This is a genomic window from Mesorhizobium sp. L103C105A0 (genome assembly GCF_000502215.1).
Lineage (GTDB): Bacteria > Pseudomonadota > Alphaproteobacteria > Rhizobiales > Rhizobiaceae > Mesorhizobium.
The window spans coordinates 37,064-53,785 of sequence record NZ_AYXF01000018.1 but is presented as its reverse complement, the minus strand read 5'-3'; the positions used below and the strand labels follow the sequence as shown (position 1 = coordinate 53,785).

The 16,722-nt window shown below is 62.7% G+C and carries 16 protein-coding genes and 3 pseudogenes; 13 read left to right on the top strand and 6 right to left on the bottom strand.

Features of this window, described 5'->3' with window-relative positions:
- Positions 1–677: pseudogene (locus X727_RS01000000165175) on the top strand (porin); the annotation flags it as partial.
- 288 nt (positions 678–965) lie between these two features.
- Complete coding sequence (locus X727_RS137045) at positions 966–1,994, top strand: site-specific integrase (RefSeq protein WP_245274225.1); 1,029 nt, start codon at positions 966–968, stop codon at positions 1,992–1,994.
- 59 nt (positions 1,995–2,053) lie between these two features.
- Here X727_RS137045 and X727_RS137050 read toward each other — a convergent pair whose 3' ends face one another.
- Both X727_RS137050 and X727_RS137055 read right to left on the bottom strand, forming a co-directional pair.
- On the bottom strand, positions 2,054–2,956 hold the full coding sequence (locus tag X727_RS137050) for an alpha/beta hydrolase (protein ID WP_023743756.1): 903 nt from the start codon (positions 2,954–2,956) through the stop codon (positions 2,054–2,056).
- 310 nt (positions 2,957–3,266) lie between these two features.
- Positions 3,267–5,300: a lytic transglycosylase domain-containing protein gene (locus X727_RS137055; RefSeq protein ID WP_023743757.1), complete on the bottom strand. Its 2,034-nt coding sequence runs from the start codon at positions 5,298–5,300 to the stop codon at positions 3,267–3,269.
- Between the two features lie 278 nt (positions 5,301–5,578).
- On the opposite strand from X727_RS137055, the gene dapA reads away from it, so the two are divergent.
- The 3 genes from dapA to X727_RS137070 all read left to right on the top strand — a co-directional run bounded on the left by dapA (position 5,579) and on the right by X727_RS137070 (position 7,778).
- Positions 5,579–6,460 carry a 4-hydroxy-tetrahydrodipicolinate synthase gene (dapA, locus tag X727_RS137060; RefSeq protein WP_023727558.1) on the top strand — a complete coding sequence of 294 codons (882 nt, stop codon included), beginning with the start codon at positions 5,579–5,581 and terminating at the stop codon, positions 6,458–6,460.
- A 25-nt stretch (positions 6,461–6,485) separates the two neighbouring features.
- Entirely contained in the window at positions 6,486–6,965 is a 480-nt protein-coding gene (gene smpB / locus X727_RS137065; RefSeq protein WP_023687280.1) for an SsrA-binding protein SmpB, read from the top strand.
- A 72-nt stretch (positions 6,966–7,037) separates the two neighbouring features.
- Positions 7,038–7,778 (top strand): GH25 family lysozyme, encoded by a 741-nt coding sequence (locus X727_RS137070; RefSeq protein WP_023743758.1) that lies wholly within the window; start codon positions 7,038–7,040, stop codon positions 7,776–7,778.
- A 36-nt stretch (positions 7,779–7,814) separates the two neighbouring features.
- On the opposite strand, the gene X727_RS137075 is transcribed toward X727_RS137070, so the two are convergent.
- Positions 7,815–8,714 carry a DMT family transporter gene (locus tag X727_RS137075; protein ID WP_245274224.1) on the bottom strand — a complete coding sequence of 300 codons (900 nt, stop codon included), beginning with the start codon at positions 8,712–8,714 and terminating at the stop codon, positions 7,815–7,817.
- A 152-nt stretch (positions 8,715–8,866) separates the two neighbouring features.
- Between X727_RS137075 and X727_RS137080 the strand changes: the two genes are divergently transcribed.
- Positions 8,867–9,340, top strand: coding sequence for an Lrp/AsnC ligand binding domain-containing protein (locus X727_RS137080; RefSeq protein ID WP_245274223.1), 474 nt, complete (start codon positions 8,867–8,869; stop codon positions 9,338–9,340).
- A gap of 39 nt (positions 9,341–9,379) precedes the next feature.
- Here the strand turns inward: X727_RS137080 and X727_RS137085 are convergent.
- Positions 9,380–9,535, bottom strand: a pseudogene (locus X727_RS137085) (winged helix-turn-helix transcriptional regulator); the annotation flags it as partial.
- An 8-nt stretch (positions 9,536–9,543) separates the two neighbouring features.
- Here X727_RS137085 and X727_RS1000000167210 point away from each other — a divergent pair.
- Positions 9,544–10,004: pseudogene (locus X727_RS1000000167210) on the top strand (zinc-binding dehydrogenase); the annotation flags it as partial.
- Between the two features lie 12 nt (positions 10,005–10,016).
- Here X727_RS1000000167210 and X727_RS137095 read toward each other — a convergent pair.
- Together X727_RS137095 and X727_RS137100 are read right to left on the bottom strand one after the other, a co-directional pair.
- Positions 10,017–10,682 carry a uracil-DNA glycosylase gene (locus tag X727_RS137095; protein WP_023743762.1) on the bottom strand — a complete coding sequence of 222 codons (666 nt, stop codon included), beginning with the start codon at positions 10,680–10,682 and terminating at the stop codon, positions 10,017–10,019.
- Positions 10,679–11,260, bottom strand: a complete 582-nt coding sequence (locus X727_RS137100; protein WP_023670234.1) for an NYN domain-containing protein — start codon at positions 11,258–11,260, stop codon at positions 10,679–10,681. Before X727_RS137100 ends, X727_RS137095 begins: the two co-directional genes overlap by 4 nt.
- 330 nt (positions 11,261–11,590) lie before the next feature.
- On the opposite strand from X727_RS137100, the gene rpoZ reads away from it, so the two are divergent.
- The 6 genes from rpoZ (at position 11,591) to acpS (ending at position 16,699) form a co-directional block, all read left to right on the top strand.
- The gene (gene rpoZ, locus X727_RS137105) at positions 11,591–11,992 is read left to right on the top strand and encodes a DNA-directed RNA polymerase subunit omega (RefSeq protein ID WP_023670235.1); all 402 of its coding nucleotides are present in this window, start codon (positions 11,591–11,593) and stop codon (positions 11,990–11,992) included.
- Positions 11,993–12,119: 127 nt separating this feature from the next.
- Positions 12,120–14,351, top strand: coding sequence for a bifunctional (p)ppGpp synthetase/guanosine-3',5'-bis(diphosphate) 3'-pyrophosphohydrolase (locus tag X727_RS137110; protein WP_023670236.1), 2,232 nt, complete (start codon positions 12,120–12,122; stop codon positions 14,349–14,351).
- A 108-nt stretch (positions 14,352–14,459) separates the two neighbouring features.
- Positions 14,460–15,038, top strand: a complete 579-nt coding sequence (gene pyrE, locus X727_RS137115; protein ID WP_023835279.1) for an orotate phosphoribosyltransferase — start codon at positions 14,460–14,462, stop codon at positions 15,036–15,038.
- Positions 15,039–15,049: 11 nt separating this feature from the next.
- Positions 15,050–15,430, top strand: a complete 381-nt coding sequence (locus X727_RS137120; protein ID WP_023835278.1) for a VOC family protein — start codon at positions 15,050–15,052, stop codon at positions 15,428–15,430.
- A gap of 274 nt (positions 15,431–15,704) precedes the next feature.
- Positions 15,705–16,289, top strand: a complete 585-nt coding sequence (locus tag X727_RS137125) for a DUF2062 domain-containing protein (RefSeq protein ID WP_023709783.1) — start codon at positions 15,705–15,707, stop codon at positions 16,287–16,289.
- Complete coding sequence (gene acpS / locus X727_RS137130) at positions 16,286–16,699, top strand: holo-ACP synthase (RefSeq protein ID WP_023670240.1); 414 nt, start codon at positions 16,286–16,288, stop codon at positions 16,697–16,699. The genes X727_RS137125 and acpS overlap by 4 nt, the downstream gene beginning before the upstream one ends.
- Positions 16,700–16,722 lie beyond the last annotated feature (23 nt).

Sequence of the window (16,722 nt, the reverse complement as noted above, 5' to 3'; positions counted from 1 at the left end):
CAACGGCTTCTCGGCCGTGATCTCTCTCGAAGAAGGCTCGGGCGCGGGCGGCTCCACGGTCGGTTCCTACGGCGTCGGCACGATCGACAGCTACGTTCCGCATGTCGTCGGCGGCCTGAAGTACACGCAGGGCTGGGGCGCCATCACCGGCGTGCTCGCTTACGACAGCAACTATGAAGAAGTCGCTGGCAAGGTTCGTTTGGACATCACCCCGATGCAGAACCTGTCGCTCTTCATCATGGCCGGCTATGGCACCGACGACAATTACACGGACCCGCTCTATGCGTTCCCGGCCGGCGGTCGCGGCTTCTACAAGCAGTGGGACGGCAACTGGGCAGTCTGGGGTGGTGGCACCTACNGCGTTCCCGGCCGGCGGTCGCGGCTTCTACAAGCAGTGGGACGGCAACTGGGCAGTCTGGGGTGGTGGCACCTACACCATCAACGAGAAGACCTCGTTCAACGCCCAGGTCTCGTATGACGAAGGTGAGAACCTCGGCATCGCCGCGAACATCGCCTACGACGTGGTTCCCGGCTTCACGGTCACGGCCGAAGTCGATTACGTCAATGCAGGCAAGATCGACGAGGTCGATACCCTTGGCTCGAACCACAACTGGACCGGTATCACTGATGGCGACGACGCCATCGGCGGCATGCTCCGCTTCCAGCGCTCGTTCTAAGGGTTGGCTTTAGACAAATGAATACCAGCCCGGGCGCGTCAACGCCCGGGCTGTTTTGTTTCGTGACTGGGTCAAGGCAAGCAGAAGGAACAGGGGGAATCGGCAGCTGAACAGTCCGTAGGGTGAGTTCGTGGGATCCGCTGATGGGCGGATGAATTCACAACTGCGTGATTAAATCTCTTGAAAGGACGCTTCCAAGCGGGTAGGTCTGACTCTATCCACTCGGGGGTGTGGCAATTTATGACCATCGAAGCGATACAAGAGGGCGACCCCTCCGAACATTTCTCAATGTTCTCTTCTCAAAATGCGAAGATAAAATACAGCTACAACAAGATCAGAGAAGTAAAGTCGCACCGGGTCGGAGAGCTTTTTTCAGCGTACCGAGACATACTCTGGGATGATGGGCGACATAAGTACAATGTCAGCTCCTTCATCGGCGAAATAGACGAGATTCTCCTCGGAGAACGGTTCAGCGCCTTCGACCAGAGCACCCTTGACAACCTTATCGGCACCTTGCGCCAGCGCGGCAACAGCAACGCAACCATCAATCGAAAGATGGCTGCCCTCAGCAAACTGCTGCGCAAGGCTTACAAGATGGGGGATATCCACAGCCTGCCCGAGTTCCGCCGCCAGAAGGAGCGGGCGGGACGGATACGTTTCCTCGAAAGGGACGAAGAAGCAAGGCTGTTCGCCGCCATCAGGACCCGCAGCGAGGATGCCTACCGTCTCTCGGTCTTTCTCGTCGACAGCGGTTGCCGCCTTGGCGAAGCGCTCGGACTGATCTGGAACGACATCCAGGAACATCGCGTCTCGTTCTGGATCACCAAATCCGGCCGCAGCCGCACCATCCCGATGACCGAGCGGGTCAAGGAGGTGATCAAACTGCCCCCGTCAGAGGGCCGCCGGCCCAAGGGTCCGTTCACCAAACTCAGCCAGGCACAGTTTCGCGCCATCTGGAACGATGCCAAGGTCGAAGTCGGTCTCGGCGCCGACGACCAGGTGGTTCCGCACATCTTGCGTCACACCTGTGCCTCGCGTCTGGTCCAGGGCGGCATCGACATCCGCCGCGTGCAGATGTGGCTCGGCCACCAGACGCTTTCGATGACCATGCGCTATGCGCATCTGGCCACCAACGATCTCGACGGCTGCGTTGTCGTGCTGGAAACGCCCCGCGGCGAGGGGTTATCCGGCGATGGAAAAAGCTCGGCCTTCGCATCGCCGCTGACCACGGCCTCAGTGCCAGCGCCTGCTCAAAAAAGTAAAGCGGCAGCGGCGAAGGCACCCAAGGCGCCCCGGAAAAGCTCGAAAGCCAAATAGTTACCCAAGGCTTTCATATACTGCCTCGGCAACCCCAGGATCATCTTTGATCTTGGGGTTTACTTTTTCTGGGCCGCATTTGGTACTCCATCCAGGAAAGCCGCGATAGCGCCCGGCAGATTGCCTGTCTCCAGGAAGGGCGCATGGCCCTGGCCCTCGACGGTGATCGCTTCCATGCCGGAATGACGCTTTTGCATCTCGTCGAGTGTGTCGGCCGACAGGAGTTTCGAGTTGGCGCCGCGAATGGCAAGCAAAGGTATGGCCGCCAGCGCCTCGAACTGCGGCCACAGATCCGGCAACGGCTTGCTGAGGTCGAGGCCCGCCACCGTCTCGACCAGCTGCGTGTCGAAATCCGGCAGCAGGAGGCTTTCGTCCGTCTCGCGGTAGAGGGCCGACACCATCCGCTCCCAATCCGCTGCGGTCAGAGCGGGAAAATCCGCGCCGTGAGCGACGCGTTGGGCATCGATCGCCTCAGCGCGGCTCTTCGGTTTCGGTGCCGGGTCGAGATAGGTTTGGATATAGGCGAGCCCCGCGGCCTCGATCACCGGTCCGATGTCGTTCAGCACGATGGCTTTCAGCGCGGCCGGCCGCAGCGCGCCGAGCACGTGGATGATCAGCCCGCCGCGCGAGGTGCCGATAAAGGCCGCTTCCTCGACGTTCAGAGCGGCCAGTCCGGCGAGGACATCGCCGGCTTCGATGCCGACATTGTAGTGGCCGATATCAGGATCGTAAGCGGACTGGCCGCGGCCACGGTAGTCGAAGGCGATGACCTTGCGCGGATTGTCGGTTCGCTGCGACAGATAAAGCGCCAGCTCATGGAAATCGCGCGCGTTGCGGGTCAGGCCGGGCAGGCAAACGACCTGCCAGTCTGCCGAATTGGTCTCGCCATAGACGCGGGCGTGAAGCTTGAGCCCGTCCGGCGCGGTGTAGAAAAAGTCGGAGAAGCCGTCGGTGCTCGACATATTAAAAGGACTCCCTGGCCGGATTGTCTCCGTCTGCTACAGGCGAGGGTGGGAGCGGTCAAATCGAGGGTTGTCGGCAAGCTGACACTCTTGGAAATGTCGGAGGGACAGCGCCCCCCTCTGTCCTGCTGGACATCTCCCCCACGAGGGGGGAGATTGGCGGTTCCGGCGCTACGCCCTTCCTTCGACGTTGGAGATTGGCGAAATCGGCAACGAAGCTGATCTCCCCACTCGTGGGGGAGATGGCCGGCAGGCCAGAGGGGGGCGCGAAGGATCCCCAACGTTTGCCCATGGCGACAGCTCTGCCGCCTCAGCCCCTTCCGTTCACCAAATCCCCAACGATATCGTACTTCCCCGAAATACGCATCTTGTAGACCTCGTAATTCTCCATCACGCGCTGCACGTAACTTCTTGTTTCCGTGTAGGGAATCCGCTCGATCCAGTCGACGACGGCGTCGATGCCATTGCCGCGCGGGTCGCCGTACTTGGCCACCCATTGCCTGGCCCGGTTGGGGCCGGCATTGTAGCCGGCGAAGGTCAGCACATAGGAGCCGCCGAAGCGGTCGAGCTGCTCGCCGAGGAAGGCAGCCCCCAACGTCGCATTGTAGCCGGCGTCGCTGGTCAGCCGATCCTGCGAGAAGGTCACGCCGGCCTTCTTCGCCAATTGCTTGGCGGTGCCCGGCATCAGCTGCAGCAGGCCGCGCGCGCCGGCGCTGGAGACGGCGCCGACATTGAATTCGCTTTCCTGGCGGGCGATCGCATAGGCCAGCGCCTTGCCCGAGCCGGATATGTCGGCGGTGTCGGGAATGACGCCCAGCGGATGCGACAGCGCGCCGACATCGATGCCGCGCGCGCCGGCGATCTTGCCGATCTTCAGCGCCATGAAATGATTGCCCTGCTTTTCCGCCAGCACCGCAAGCAGCGCCAGCTCGCCGGGGCTGGTCAACTGCCCGGCGAGGTCGCGGTAAAGCGTCTCGGCATAGCGGTCGTAGCCCGCCTCCTGCAGCCGCTTGATGGCGCTGACGGCTTCGCGGCCGTCAAAGCTTTGGCGGTCGGCAGTGCTTGGCTCGGGATAGACAATGTTCAGCGTGTGCAAGCCAACCCGTTCCGCCGCCAACTGGCCGTAGAAAGTGGTGCCATAGGCCGCCGCCTTGGTGAAATAATCCTTCGCATCGCCTGGACCGCCGACTTCCGCCGCGCGGCCAAGCCAATAATAGGCGCGTGACAGCGACATCGGTCCCTGCGCGAGATCGGCGATGCGGGCAAAATGGGTCGAGGCCGTCGCAGGATCGTTGAGGCCGCGCAACGCATACCAGCCGGCGTGGAATTCGGCCTCGGCGGCGCTGGCGGGGCTTTCGGCGGCATGCGCGGCAACGACCTTGTAGGCGGTCTTCCAGTCGCCCTGGTCGACCAGTGCGCGCGACAGCACGCGGCGCTCGACCCACCAGGCATCGGGATCGACCAGCGCGTCGCGGTTCGTTGGCGCTTTCATCATCACCGCGGCGGCGTCCGCAAACTTCCGCTGCTTGCGCAGATATTCGGCTTGCGCGAAGAAATAGCCGGCCGATTGCTGCGCGGCAGGCACCGCTTTCAACAGCTTGGCCGCGTTCTTGTCGCCACGCGAGGCGGCGGCCCAGGCATCGGCCAGCGGTTGCGCGCCGGCAAGTGCTGCGACCCGCAGTGCCGAATTCTCCCGGTCGGCATAAAACATCCGTTCCATGCGGAAACGATGGTCGGCAGCCGGAATGATGGCGCCAAACTCCTTGCTGACGGCCGCCTCGTCCCTGGCTTCCAGCTTCTCGGTGCGCCAGAATGGCGACAGCACGGAAAGCGCAGCCTTGGTGTTGCCAAGAGCTACATAAGAACGGGCAAGGATGACCACGCCTTGAAAGGTCAGCGGTTGGCTGCCGTCAAAGGCTTTCACCACGGTCTGCGGCGACGGGCTTTCGCGGTAGAGCGCGCGCTCGCTGTTCTTGCGCAGAGCGATGGTGCCCGGCCAATTCGGCAACATCTTTGCGGTATCGGCAATCTCGCTGCTCGGCACACGGTCGCCGCCATAGAGCGCGATCGCCCAGGCCAGGATATGGCGGTCCAGCGAACTGGCCGGCAATGTTTCGCGCACCGCTCGTGCCGCGGCGATATCGCCGGTCGCCAACGCGTCGAGACTGCCTTTCAACACGGCGATATTGGCGGAGGGCGCATCGGTCTGCGCTCCATCTTGCATGTCAGGCATCGGGATCGATGAGGTCGTCTGCTCGTCGACGCTCTCGTTTGCCGCCGTTCCCACTATCAGCAGGGCAACGGCGCCAAGCAATATGAAGCGGAGTGGCCGACTGGCCGGCATGATCCTGATCTTTCCCTGTTGCGGCACTTTAGATGGCAAGCCCAGGTGCCCGAGAGCCTAGACTTAGGTCGTGAAGAGCTCGTAAACAAAGGGTTATCGAGGCCGTTCGAATTGCGCTTGCTGGCACCATCGGCATGCTTGCCGCGCAACAGTGTCGAGACTATGGTGCGCGGCTTCGCTTTCGGCTAGAAGGCGCCCGATGCATGTCGCCCAAAAGCGGGAACCGGTTTTGGGACGATGACACGCATAAACAAACAAGTTCCAAGGAGTTGGACGACATGCTGAGAGGCTCGCTTACTGCGCTCGTGACGCCGTTCGAAAAGAGCGGACGTTTCGACGAGAAAGCCTTTCGCGCTTTCGTCGAATGGCAACTTGGCGAGGGCACGACGGGCCTCGTCCCGGTCGGCACCACCGGTGAGTCGCCGACGCTGTCGCATGACGAGCATCGCCATGTCGTCAAGGTCTGCATCGATGTGGCCAAGGGCCGCGCTCCGGTCGTCGCCGGCGCCGGCTCCAACAACACCGCTGAAGCGGTCGGTCTGGTGCAGTATGCCGAGCAGGCGGGCGCCGACGCCGCTCTGGTCGTCACGCCTTATTACAACAAGCCAACACAGCGCGGCTTGTACGAGCATTTCGCTGCCGTCGCCAGGGCGACCAAGCTGCCGATCATCATTTACAACATCCCGCCGCGCTCGGTGATCGACATGATGCCGGAGACGATGGGCAGGCTGGCGCACGACTTCAAGAACATCGTCGGCGTCAAGGATGCCACCGGCAAGGTCGAGCGCGTGTCCGAACAGCGCGCCACCTGCGGCAAGGAGTTCATCCAGCTTTCAGGTGAGGATGCCTCTGCCCTCGGCTTCAACGCTCATGGCGGTGTCGGCTGCATCTCGGTGACGTCGAATGTCGCGCCGCGGCTGTGCGCCGAATTCCAGGAAGCCACACTGTCCGGTGACAGCGCCAAGGCGCTGGAATTGCAGGACCGTCTGCTGCCGCTGCACAAGGCCATCTTCCTTGAGCCCGGCCTGTGCGGCGTCAAATACGCGCTGTCGAAGATTGGCAAGGTCGAGAACGTGGTGCGCTCGCCGCTGGTGACCATCGAGGCGTCGACCGCCGAGAAGATCGATGCGGCGATGAAGCACGCCGGCTTGATAAATTGAGGATGAGGCGCCACCTCTCCGCATCATGAACCAGGTCAGAAAAGCCGATCCAAACAACAAAACCGTTGCGGAAAACCGCAAGGCGCGGTTTTCCTATGAGGTGCTCGACACCGTCGAGGCCGGCCTGGTGCTGACCGGCACCGAGGTCAAGTCGCTGCGCCAGGGCCAGGCCAACATCCAGGACAGCTACGCCTCGGTCGAGGGTGGCGAGATCTGGCTGATCAATTCCTATCTGCCGGAATACCTGCAGGCCAACCGCTTCAACCACGAGCCCAGGCGGCGTCGCAAGCTGCTGCTCAACAAGCGCGAGATGGCAAAACTGGCGCAGAGCATCGACCGCGAAGGCATGACGCTGGTGCCGCTGAAAATCTACTTCAACGACCAGGGCCGTGCCAAGCTGCTGCTCGCCGTCGGCCGCGGCAAGAAACTGCACGACAAGCGCGAGAGCGAAAAGCAGCGCGACTGGTCGCGCGAAAAGGGCCGGCTCATGAAGGAACGGGGCTAAGAACCTCGAGCCACAGCCCCAGAAAAGCCACATCGGCTTTCAAGTTTCCAGCGACATACGATGGGGAAAGGCTTGAAGAACCGGATCATTCTCTGGGGTGCGGCCAGTCTGGTCTTCGCCGGCATCGTCGCCGCAGGTGGCATCTTCTATTTCCGGACGTTCTCGCCGGATCGTGACAGCTATCCGGTCAGGGGTATCGACGTTTCGCATCATCAGGGTGAGATCGACTGGCGGCGCGTTGCCGCCGACGATGTCGCCTTCGCGGTCATCAAGGCGACCGAGGGCGGCGACCATGTCGACGATGCCTTCGCCAAAAACCTGCGCGAGGCGCGCGCGGCCGGGCTTGCGGTCGGCGCCTATCACTTCTTCACCTTCTGCCGGCCGGGCGCCGACCAGGCGAAAAATTTCATCGCGGTGGTGCCGCACGACCAGCCGCTGCTGCCACCGGTCGTCGACATCGAATTCGGCGGCAGCTGCCCGCAACGCCCGTCGCCGGAGCAGCTGAGCGCGGAACTCCAGGCCTTCCTCGGACCGGTTGAAGCTGCGTTCGGCAAGCCGGCGATCATCTACCTGACCGACGAGGCCGAGGACGCCTATGCCGGGAAAATCGACGTTCGCCCGCTCTGGCGTCGCTCGTTGCTCCTGGAGCCAGGTCGCAACGACTGGATCTACTGGCAGTACCACAATATGGGCCGCGTCGACGGGATCGAGGGCGATGTCGATCTCAACGTCCTGCAGGGTGGGCAGCAAACGCTGGCCGAGCTATTTGCTGCACCCGCATCGCTCTCTTCGCAAAAGCCTCCATCGCCTTGAACGAATCAGCTGGCCTTGAGTTTGGCATCCGCAGTCTTACGCAGGCTTGGGAACAGGCCTGGAAAGAGCCGAAAAAGCCATCCCCGCGGCCATGATCAGTACGGCGGCGAACTGGGCGCCGGTCGGCGTCTCGCCGAGCACCGTCATCGCGATCAGCACGGTTGCGATCGGCACGCATGGCATGAACAGCGATGCCGCCTGCGACCCCAGCTGCCGGACGATATAGGTGTACAGGAACATGGCGGCCGCACCCGCCAAAAACCCTTGAATGACGATCTGGCTGGCAATCTCGGCCACTGATGCCGCGCGGAGGCCGCTTGGGGCAAAGAAATAGAGCAACGGCAGCGGCACGCATGACAGCAGCACCACCGTTGCGGTCGCCGCAACCGGATCGACGCGCCAGCGCCGCACGAGAACGGCATAGGCGGCAAACATCGCGCCGGATCCGACGAACAGAAGATCGCCGAAGAGGACATCCTTCATGCCGCCGCCAGTGCGCACGGGTGCAATGAACAGGATCAGCCCGGCGATGATGGCTGCGACGCCGATGGTTCGCTGGTGCGAGGTTTTCTCCCTCGTGGCGATGCGCGACAGCACGAATGAGAAGAACACGATCGAGGCAGGGCAAAGTGCGGCACCATGCGCTGCCGGCGCATAGGTCAGTCCCCAATTGATGATGATAGGGTAGGGCAGTCCGGCCAGTGCCGCCAGCGTCAAGGCACGCCGCCAGCCCAACGCTTTGCTGGCTGACAGGCCGCCGCGCCAGACAACCGGCAGCATGACCAGTCCGGCACCGACAAAGCGCAAGGTCGCGACATCCGTCGCCGTAAGATGCTCCCGCAGGCTAAAGCGGGCTGCGACGAACTGCACGGCGTAAATGCCGATCATGGCGAGGCCCGCAAGAATTGCCGGCTTTGTGTTTCGGTCCTCTGTCACGCGCATTCTTGTCCCGCTCGATTCTGCCAGCGGAGGATTCTTCCTCCAGACGGCTCTCGTTGAAAGCGCAGCCTATTGTTGAGAATGGTGCGACAAAATAGGCTGCTTTCGCGAGCTGGGCGTGAATCTCACACAATAGAGGAGCCATGAACGTGAATCATGAATCCGACCAACTTGATGCCATCGACCGCAGCCTGCTGCGGTTGTTGCAGGAGGATGGGCGTCGCACCACACTCGATCTCGCCGCCCGTGTCGGCCTGTCGCCGACCGGCACCAGCCAGCGCGTGAAGCGCCTTTTCCGTGAGGGTTTCATCACCGCGGTCCGGGCCGTGCTCAATCCGCAAAAGATCGGCCGCGGCACGCTCGTCTTCATCGAAGTCAGGCTCGACCAGGCGGCGCCGCATGTGTTCGACCGTTTCGCCGAAGCGGTAGCAAAGGCCTCCGAAGTGCTGGAGTGCCATATGGTCGTGGGCGGCTTCGACTATCTGGTGAAAGCGCGCATTTCGGAAATGGCCGCCTATCAGGATTTTTTGAAGCGCGTGATCCTGCCGCTGCCCGGTGTCAGGGAAACGCACACCTATACGTCGATATCGGATATAAAGCCGGACGCGCTGCTGCCGGTGTGAGACGGGCCGGACAACGCAAGCGGTTGCCACGCCTCCGCTTCAAGCGGCCTGGGAAACCTCCGGCGCCAGCGTCACATTCCCATCGCCCCAGACCTTCAGCGCGGTGATCACGGGCTCCAGGCTTCGGCCACGAGGCGTCAGGCTGTACTCGACCTTCGGCGGCATCTGCGCATAGACCTTGCGGGCGATGAGCCCAGTCTGGCTCGCTCGGCTATGCGCAGGCGGCAGCACTGCCGACGACGGCGATCACCGCCTTTGAGGCGCTGTTCGACCGCCTCGATGTGAAGAAGCTAGTCATCGGCGCCGCGAACACCATCCTGATCGTCGGCGGCGCCGGCGGCGTCGGGTCGATCGCGGTCCAGCTCGCGCGCCAGCTGACCGATCTGACGGTGATCGCCACCGCATCGCGGCCCGAAACCCGCGACTGGGTCGCAAGAGCGTTTCGGTCCACTGGGAGCCGATGTTCACCCGCTCGCTGTATGAAACGCCCGATATGGCCGCGCAGGGCGAACATCTCAACGAACTGGCGCGCCTTGTCGACGCCGGCACCATCCGCACCAGGCTGGGCGAGACGTTCGGCCCAATCAATGCCGCCAATCTGAAGCGCGCCCATGCGCTGATCGAGACCGGCAAGGCCAAGGGCAAGATCGTGCTCGAGGGATTTGAGAGGCAGCGTCTAGTTCCGCAGGAACGACGCGATCTCGCTGAATACCTTGACGAACATCGCTTCGGTCAGCACCCCAGTGTTGGTGTTGTAGCGCGAGCAATGATAGCTGGAAAACAGCGTGACGCCGCCGGCCGGCAACCGACCGCCGTGCTTGAACGGATAGGCAGCGACGCGCTGACCGAGCGCCCTGACGGTCGACTGGTGGGCGATCGAGCCCAGCGCCAGCACGGCGCGCAATTTTGGAAAGCGCGCGATCGTCGGCACCAGAAAGCTGCGGCAAGTGGAGATCTCGGCGCCGACCGGCTTGTTCTCCGGCGGCACGCAGCGCACCGCATTGGTGATCGCGGTGCCGATCAGTTCGAGCCCGTCATCCGGCCGCGCCTTGAACTCGCCGCGGGCAAAACCGTGAGCGATCATCGTTGAGTAGAGCAGGTCGCCGGCATAGTCGCCGGTGAACGGTCGCCCGGTGCGGTTGGCGCCGCGCAGGCCGGGCGCCAGCCCGACGATCAGCAGCTCGACGGCGTCCTCGCCATCAGGCGGCAGGAAGGTCGGCACCGGCGCGTTGAACCACGACGGCTCGCGCCGTCGCCAGTCTGAGATGAAATCATGCAGGCGTGGGCAGAGGGGGCAGTCGCGGTCGGGTTCGGGAGCGGCCTCCAAGGCCGCCGCCGTCAATAGTCTTCCTCTTCGACTTCGGCCGGCTCGGGCCTGCGCACCGGCCGTTCGGAGGGATCGCGGCCGACCTCGTTCTTCAGCGAGGTCAAATCGATGAAATGGTCGGCCTGGCGGCGCAGATCGTCCGAGATCATCGGCGGTTGCGAGGCCATGGTCGAGACGATCGAGACCTTGCGGCCGCGCCGCTGTAGCGCTTCGACCAGTGTGCGGAAATCGCCGTCGCCGGAGAAGATGACATAGTGGTCGACGACATCGGCAAGTTCGAGCGCATCGACGGTCAGTTCGATGTCCATATTGCCCTTGATCTTGCGGCGGCCGGTCGAGTCGGTGAACTCCTTGGCCGGCTTGGTCACCACCTTGAAGCCATTATAGTCGAGCCAGTCGATCAGGGGACGGATCGAAGAGTATTCCTGATCCTCGACCAGAGCGGTGTAGTAATAGGCCCGCAGCAAATAGCCGCGCTTCTGGAAGCTGGACAGCAGTTTGCGGTAGTCTATGTCGAAGCCGAGTGCGCGCGAGGTGGCGTAGAGATTGGCGCCGTCTATGAAAAGAGCGATTTTTTCACGGGGGTCGAACATGGCAATATTCCTTTTTCGAAATAGGTGGCGGACTAATCGAAATGGGTCGTTATATCGGTCGGCTCGTAAATAAACCGGCTGACCTTTCGTCAACCGAGATAGCGCCAGTTTTACGGCAATCCAAGGGTGCCGGGGCGCACTGCAAGCAATTGTGATCGGAGCCGTGTCGTCGCCGGTAGGCGGGCTTTGCCGGCAAGGCATTCACCGGCGCCAGAGACTGGCATTCGCCAGCCGATGGGGCCACGGCGCCATAATGCTTGTATTTTGGCGGCGTTCGGGTTATGGACCGCGCCTGTTTTCCATCAAATCCAGGCATGAAAGGGGCAATCAATGGCCCGCGTAACCGTTGAAGACTGCATCGACAAGGTCGACAACCGCTTCGAGCTCGTGCTGCTCGCCGGCCACCGTGCCCGCCAGATCAGCCAGGGCGCGCCGATCACCGTGCCCCGCGACAACGACAAGAACCCGGTCGTAGCGCTGCGCGAGATCGCCGACGAGACGCTGTCGCCCGACGACCTCAAGGAAGATCTGATCCACTCGCTGCAGAAGCATGTCGAGGTCGACGAGCCCGAGGCCGACGGCGAGGCGATCGCCGACCAGACCGGCAACGCAGTTGCAGCTACCGATGCCGACGACGCCGAAGAAAACGTCACCTTCGATCGCATGACCGAGGAAGACCTTTTGGCCGGCATCGAGGGCCTGGTTCCCCCGGAAAAGAGCGACGACTACTAATCGCTGCCCTGGACCTGCCGGGAATATGGTTCCGGCACTTCCGTCCCGTGAGTTTCGTGGCTATCTATGAGATGCGCCGTACATCAGTGCGGCGCATCAATCATTTCAGCACCGTGAGAACCCGCCCATGATGCGTCAGTATGAGCTTGTCGAGCGCGTTGCGCGCTACAAGCCTGACGTCAACGAGGCGTTGCTCAACAAGGCCTATGTCTACGCCATGCAGAAGCATGGCCACCAGAAGCGCGCTTCCGGCGATCCCTATTTCTCGCATCCGCTCGAAGTCGCCGCCATCCTCACCGAAATGCACATGGACGAGGCGACGATCGCCGTCGCCTTGCTGCATGACACGATCGAGGACACCACCGCGACGCGGGCCGAGATCGACGATCTGTTCGGCCCCGAAATGGGCAAGCTGGTCGAAGGCCTGACCAAGCTGAAGAAGCTCGATCTCGTCTCCAAGAAGGCCGAGCAGGCGGAAAACCTGCGCAAGCTGTTGCTGGCCATCTCGGAGGATGTCCGCGTTCTGCTGGTCAAGCTCGCCGACCGTCTGCACAACATGCGCACCCTCGACCACATGCCCGAGGCCAAGCGCCTGCGCATCGCCGAGGAGACGATGGACATCTATGCGCCGCTCGCCGGGCGCATGGGCATGCAAGGCATGCGCGAGGAACTGGAAGAGATCGCCTTCCGCTTCATCAATCCGGAAGCCTATCGCGCCGTCACCGCGCGGCTTGCCGAGATATTCGAGCGCAACAAGGGCGTGCTGACCGACATCGAAAAGGCGCTGTCGGCGCTGTTCGAAAAGCATGCCATCAACGCCGGCGTGAAGAGCCGGCAGAAGAAGCCGTGGTCGGTGTTCCGCAAGATGGAGGCCAAGGCGCTGTCCTTCGAGCAGCTCTCGGACATTTTCGGCTTCCGCGTCGTCGTCGACAGCGTCGAAGACTGCTACCGCGCGCTCGGCGCCATCCACACCACATGGTCGATGGTGCCTGGCCGCTTCAAGGATTACATTTCTACGCCCAAGCAGAACGACTACCGTTCGATCCACACCACCATTGTCGGCCCGTCGCGCCAGCGCGTCGAACTGCAGATCCGCACCCGCGAGATGAACAAGATCGCCGAATATGGCGTCGCCGCCCATTCGATCTACAAGGACACCGGCGGCAAGACGAACGGCGCCGCCCATGCGATCTCGAAGGAGACCAACGCCTATGCCTGGCTGCGGCGCACCATCGAGCAACTGGCAGAAGGCGACAACCCGGAAGACTTCCTCGAAAATACCAAGCTGGAGCTGTTCCAGGACCAGGTATTCTGCTTCACGCCGAAAGGCATGCTGATTGCGCTGCCGCGCGGCGCCACGCCCATCGACTTCGCCTATGCCGTGCACACCGATGTCGGCGACACCTGCGTCGGTGCCAAGGTCAACGGCCGCATCATGCCGCTAATGACGGAACTGAAGAACGGCGACGAGGTCGAGATCATCCGCTCCAAGGCGCAAGTGCCGCCGGCGGCGTGGGAGTCGGTGGTGGTCACCGGCAAGGCGCGCTCAGCCATCCGCCGCGCCACCAAGAACGCCATTCGCAAGCAATATTCAGGTCTTGGTGCCCGCATTCTCGAGCGCGCCTTCGAACGCGCCGGCAAGACCTTCACCAAGGAAAGCCTGAAGCCGGTGCTGCACCGGCTGGCGCGCAAGGACATCGAGGATGTGCTGGCCTCGGTCGGGCGCGGCGAACTTGCCTCGACCGACGTCATGAAGGCCGTCTTCCCAGACTACAAGGACGAGCGCGTCACCGTCAGCGCCCCCAAGCAGCGCGAGGAGGGCTGGTCGAAGATCCGCAACGCCGCCGGCATGCTGTTCCAGATGCCCGGCACACGAGCCGCGCGCAAGGACAAGGACCAGCCGCGCGATGGCGCGGTGCCGATCCGCGGCGTGCGCGGCGACCTGCCGGTGCGTTTCGCGCCGGAAGGGGCCGTGCCAGGCGACCGCATCGTCGGCATTGTCCAGCCGGGCACCGGCATCACCATCTATCCCATCCAGTCGCCGGCGCTGCAGGCCTTCGACGACCAGCCGGAGCGCTGGATCGACGTGCGCTGGGACATTGACGAGCAGACCAAGGAGCGCTTTCCGGCGCGCGTCTCGGTCACCGCCATCAACGCGCCGGGCTCGCTCGCCGATATCGCCCAGGTCGTTGCCTCCAACGACGCCAACATTCATACGCTGTCGATGGTGCGCACCGCGCCCGACTTCACCGAAATGCTGATCGATCTCGAAGTCTGGGATCTGAAGCACCTCAACCGGCTGCTGTCGCAGCTCAAGGATAATTCGAGCGTCAGCGATGCGCGGCGTGTGAATGGGTGAATAGTGAATAGTGAATAGTGAATAGTGAATAGTGAATAGTGAATAGTGAAAGAAGGCGCTCTCACTACCATTCACCATTCACCATTCACCATGGACATGGGGCGAGTTATGAATACCGACGAGGTGCTGGGCATTTTCCGCGAGGCGGGCGCTGTTCTGGAGGGGCATTTCATCCTGACGTCCGGCCTGCGCAGCCCGGTCTTCTTGCAGAAGGCGCGCGTCTTCATGCATGCCGACAAGACCGAGCGGCTTTGCAAGGCGCTGGCCGAGAAGATTCAAAAGGCGGTGCCGGGCAAGATCGGCTACGTCGTCGGCCCGGCGATCGGCGGCCTGATCCCGGCCTATGAGACGTCGCGCCATCTCGGTGTGCCTGCAATCTGGGTGGAGCGCGAAGGCGGCGAGTTCAGGCTGCGCCGCTTTGAGATCGCTGCCGGCTCGCGCGTCGTCATCGTCGAGGACATCGTCACCACTGGTCTTTCGATCCGCGAAACCATCGACTGCCTGCGCGCGATTGGCGCCGAGGTCGTGGCGGCGGCCTGCATCATCGACCGCTCGGCCGGCAAGACCAATGTCGGCGTGCCGCTGATCGCGCTTGCCGAATACGAGGTCCCGGCCTATCCCGCCGACCGCCTGCCGCCGGAACTTGCCGCCATTCCCGCCGTTAAGCCAGGAAGCCGCAACATCTAGGGGACATCACAATGATCGCCGGCATCGATCATTTCGTGCTGACGGTCCGCTCGGTGGAGGACAGCTGCGCCTTCTACCAGCGGGTGCTTGGCCTGAAGCGCCTCGACGAGCCGGAGCGGCCGACGGCGTTGCTGTTCGGATCGCAGAAGATCAATCTGCATCAGGCAACGCACACTTTTGAACCGAAAGCCAAGACGCCGATGCCTGGCTCCGGCGATTTCTGCCTGGTCGCCGCAAGGCCGCTTGCCGAGATTTGCGCCAGTCTCGAAGCCAATGGCGTTGCCATCGAAGTCGGCCCGGTCGAGCGCACCGGCGCCCGCGGCACGATGATGTCGGTCTATTTCCGCGACCCGGACAGCAATTTGGTCGAAGTCAGCGAATATCGGGAATAGTCTATCCGCCTCGGCGTCGTCTTCCCGGGCAGGCCTGATCGTCGTCATGAAAGTCTCGCTTGGATGTTGTGTTGTCCTCAGTTTCGCCCCAATGGCGCTCTTGTTACCCGCCTGCGGCAGACCATCGCGGCGGCGTTTCATTGTTCCGCCGCAAGGCAGTCGCTATATCAAAGTCGTTGTTGCCTTTCTGCGCCCTCGAAGCGCAAGATGGAGCGACCGCGCCCGGCCAGGGATGGTTGCAATTTGGGCGTGACGAACCGGGAACTGGAACAGAGTGCTTTTTCGACGCCGAAAGCCTGATGGCATTCTGGAGCGGGTGCGTACCTATCTGTGGCCGCGCCGCTCGTTTTCGCGCTCGTTGCAATATTTCTCCAAGCGCATCCTGCGGCTGAAGGCGACACCGCATGCGGTCGCGGCCGGCGTCGCGGCCGGCGTTTTCGCCTCCTTCTTTCCGCTCGGCTTCCATTTCGCCGTCGCCGCCGTGCTCTGCTGGGTGGTCGCCGGCAATCTGGTGGCCGCCGCCCTCGGCGCGGTATTCTTCGGCAATCCGCTGACTTTCCCGCTGCTGTGGGGAGCGTCCTGGGAAGTCGGCAAGCTGATCCTGCATGAACGCCTGCCCAAGAACGGACCGCCTGCGCATCTTGGTGAGATGATGCACACGCTGTCGTTTGCAAAACTGTGGCATCCGGTGCTCGAGCCGATGCTGATCGGCGCTGTGCCGCTCGGCCTGATCTTCGGGCTGATCTTCTACGGTATCACCCGCTGGGGGATGACAGCCTTTCGCGAGCAGCGCAGGAAGCGCATGGCAGAGCGGGCGCATAAGGCCGAGCACCGCGGACGGGAAGTTCCGGCGGAATGATCATCGGCATCGGCAGCGACCTGATCGACATCAGACGCATCGAAAAGTCGCTGGAACGGCATGGTCAGCGCTTCATCCAGCGCATCTACACCGAGGTCGAACAGGTCCGCTCGGAAGGCCGCAAGGGCCGCGCAGCCTCCTATGCCAAGCGCTTCGCCGCCAAGGAGGCCTGCGCCAAGGCGCTTGGCACCGGCCTGGCGCAGGGCGTGTTCTGGCGCGACATGGGGGTCGCCAACCTGCCCAGCGGCGCGCCGACGATGGCGCTGACCGGGGGAGCGGCGGCACGGCTGGCCAAAATCCTGCCACAGGGGCACAGAGCGGCGATCCACCTCACAATCACCGATGATTTCCCGCTTGCTCAAGCCTTTGTGATCATCGAGGCGTTGCCCGCCGAACAAGCGCCACATTGATTGCATCAGACGACCGCTATCTA